Raw genomic sequence first — 2,818 nt, 5'->3', positions numbered from 1 at the left:
GCCCGTCTCTGCTTCGCGCAGGAAGCCAATGATCTGTTCTTCCGTAAATCTCTTCTTCACGTCCAATCTCCTGTCTTCGGGATTGGACTCCAGAGTCAGCCGCTACTCAAATCCGGGGGGACGTCGCATGCGATGAAGTCCAGGTACCGAGACCCCAACAAGACACGAGTACCGCGCAAGAGCAAGCGCCAGACGTCAGGAACAACGTCAGGAACAGTACCAGACACAGTGGAAACCACACCAGTGACGTGATCCAGACGCTCAAGATCACACGATCGAGATCACACGATCAAGATCTCTGACGTACAAAATTCGTGCAGTCTGAAAAGACAAGTCCCGCTCTAGAAGCGGGATTTTTTATTTCCGAGCGGAAAGAAGCGCGATGAATACCAGTCTTCAGTTGTGCATTCACTGATCTCTGAAGGTCTCTTTCAGCATAAATACCAGAACAAAAGAGCATCTAGAGACTGCGACTGACGCTGATGCTGTCGCGACCGTCATCACGAGTGACTCTTACTCTCTCATCCCCAGCAAAAGGAAATCAACCATGACCAGCAGATCAAAGACACAAGACAGTGCAGTCCGCACAGCTGTCACCTATCGACAGTTCCCCATACGTCTGGAAGCGTCCCTGGCTGACGCTCTCGACCACTATGCAGCAGTGACACGCATACCCAAGACCGAGATGATCAGGACCGCTGTCCGACGCGTCCTGATAGATCTTGAGCGCACTGGTGTTCGATCAGCACTTGAGCAGATCCACGCAGATTGAAGGGAATCACACCATGACCGACAAAGAAATCGATGCACTCAAGAAGAAAGCTCAGTTCTCTGTTGACTTCAGCTCGAACAACAAGACACAGATCACTGATTCCCAGCTTCGGACTCTGAATCAGTCGATCAAGAAGCAACTGACGAAAGACGACTACATCGCTGTGTACGTTTACCGAATTAGCGCATAGAAGTTCTGATCCCGTCAGCTTCCCGTCTTGCTTTCTCGTTCGCTTCGTCGAAATCACGCATCACATCTTCAGTCGCACGACCTTGATTGACGACCTCGTCAATAGCAAGAGAGAACATCGAAGCAGCATAGTATCCAGTACCAGTGATCTGCTTCAATGCGTCAACGCTGATCTCAAGACCAATCGTGTCCAAGCGGTAACACCAGCGCAGACCACCGTTCGACAGCAATTCAAACCGACCGAACGACCACCGCTGATGAATCTCGTGAATGAGTTCAATGACCTCTCGACGAACTGAGTCTTTGCACTCCAGATCGTAATAAATGAATGTGTCGATGACTCTTTCGTCAGCATCAAGCTCAACAATCATTTGACCTTGTGTTGCGACCAAGTCGAGAGGATCGACCAACGTCAGGCTGAACCCGTCACGGTCATTTAAAACCTGCTCGAACTCACGTTCTTTTGCAAAGTCTTCAACGACGCTTTTTAGCTTGCTCATGTTGTCTCCCTAGTTGCAGCAATAGATACAACTATATATGACACATGAAATTCTTAAATTAATATATCAAACAAACAGATGGATTGAATTGATAAATATTTACAAAACCTATTGAAACGCATAGTTTATCAGAACTCAAATCGGCGGGATTTCAATTTCACCAAACACTTCGGTTAAGCTTTTTTCACGCTCATCCATCCAGCGTTTTAATTTAGCAGATTCAGTATCTAAACGGGAGATAGATGTTCGCAGGGAAGATACTTCGCTACTCTTTATCATCAGCATTGAGCAGTCACCAGTGTCTCCAGTTACACCTTTTTTGCTTCTCATGCACCCTGACTCTAGCGCAGACACCTCAAGCTCCAATCTGGAAAGTTTTTCGCTATACTCAACCCTGATTTTTTGATTTGATTTGTAGATCAGCCCATTGACAACAAACTTTTTCAACTCATCACTTCGTGAAAATTTGAGTTGCTTTTTTTCACCATCATTGCATAAGTATGACCATTTGTCCTCAGACGGGGTTGCATCCAATTGATCACCACTTACAGAAAAGATGAATTTACTGAATCCAGCGTATCCACCCATTTTATTCTTTGCATTAAATTCACCGCAAACAACCCCTTCACTATAGCCTTTGACGTCTCTATACTGCAAGCTTGATGGATCTGAAACACTTGATTCAATTTTCTTTTTAGCTAAATCAATATTTCCACCACAACCAGAAAGCATTAAAATACCAAAACCAATGAATATGAATTTTTTGTTTAACATAGTTTGCATTGAAAATCGACCGAATTCCTACACCGTCACTGAGACAGCGCTGGAACTGTTGGAAAAATAGGTATTGCCATTTCCTGCACCACCTTTATGGTCACACCGTATTCCAACAGTGTGAGGTGCAAAACAATGGCAGTCTTTGGATACGGTCGCGTCTCGACCACTCAGCAGACCACGGACAACCAGCTGCTTGAACTCAAGCAAGCGGGCTACCAGGTCGACTACTGGTTCGCTGACACAGGTGTCAGCGGCAAAGTGTCTGCGACTCAGAGGAAGCAATTCGCAGAACTCCTCCACAAAATTAGGGATGGTGAGACACTTGTTGTCGCAAAAATTGACCGTCTGGGACGCGACGCTGTCGACGTTCTTCAAACAATCAAACTTTTAGAACACCGAAGTATTAAAGTAATCATTTGTCAATTTGGCAATCTTGATGTTACGTCATCAACTGGCGGAATCAATAATCAAGTGCAACACCCAACCGGTAAGGTACCGCGATGGGCAAGCACTACGAACAACTCACGGCTGAAGAACGAGCGGCGATCATGATGATGAAGGCGGACAACTGCTCGGCGCG

The 2,818-nt window shown here is 46.1% G+C and carries 4 protein-coding genes; 2 read left to right on the top strand and 2 right to left on the bottom strand.

Annotated elements, in window-relative coordinates:
• The first annotated feature begins 547 nt into the window (after positions 1–547).
• Positions 548–772, top strand: coding sequence for a ribbon-helix-helix protein, CopG family (locus ACFQNJ_RS19260; RefSeq protein WP_382260361.1), 225 nt, complete (start codon positions 548–550; stop codon positions 770–772).
• 179 nt (positions 773–951) lie between these two features.
• Here ACFQNJ_RS19260 and ACFQNJ_RS19255 read toward each other — a convergent pair whose 3' ends face one another.
• Positions 952–1,461 carry a hypothetical protein gene (locus tag ACFQNJ_RS19255; RefSeq protein ID WP_382260359.1) on the bottom strand — a complete coding sequence of 170 codons (510 nt, stop codon included), beginning with the start codon at positions 1,459–1,461 and terminating at the stop codon, positions 952–954.
• Between the two features lie 135 nt (positions 1,462–1,596).
• Positions 1,597–2,235: a hypothetical protein gene (locus tag ACFQNJ_RS19250; RefSeq protein WP_382260357.1), complete on the bottom strand. Its 639-nt coding sequence runs from the start codon at positions 2,233–2,235 to the stop codon at positions 1,597–1,599.
• 135 nt (positions 2,236–2,370) lie between these two features.
• On the opposite strand from ACFQNJ_RS19250, the gene ACFQNJ_RS19245 reads away from it, so the two are divergent.
• Positions 2,371–2,790 (top strand): recombinase family protein, encoded by a 420-nt coding sequence (locus ACFQNJ_RS19245; protein ID WP_382260355.1) that lies wholly within the window; start codon positions 2,371–2,373, stop codon positions 2,788–2,790.
• Positions 2,791–2,818 lie beyond the last annotated feature (28 nt).

Origin of the sequence: Hydrogenophaga bisanensis, from assembly GCF_042665135.1 — a bacterium.
GTDB lineage: Bacteria > Pseudomonadota > Gammaproteobacteria > Burkholderiales > Burkholderiaceae_C > Hydrogenophaga > Hydrogenophaga bisanensis.
Note: the sequence above shows the minus strand (reverse complement) of the source record. Positions and strands in the feature narration are given on the sequence as shown.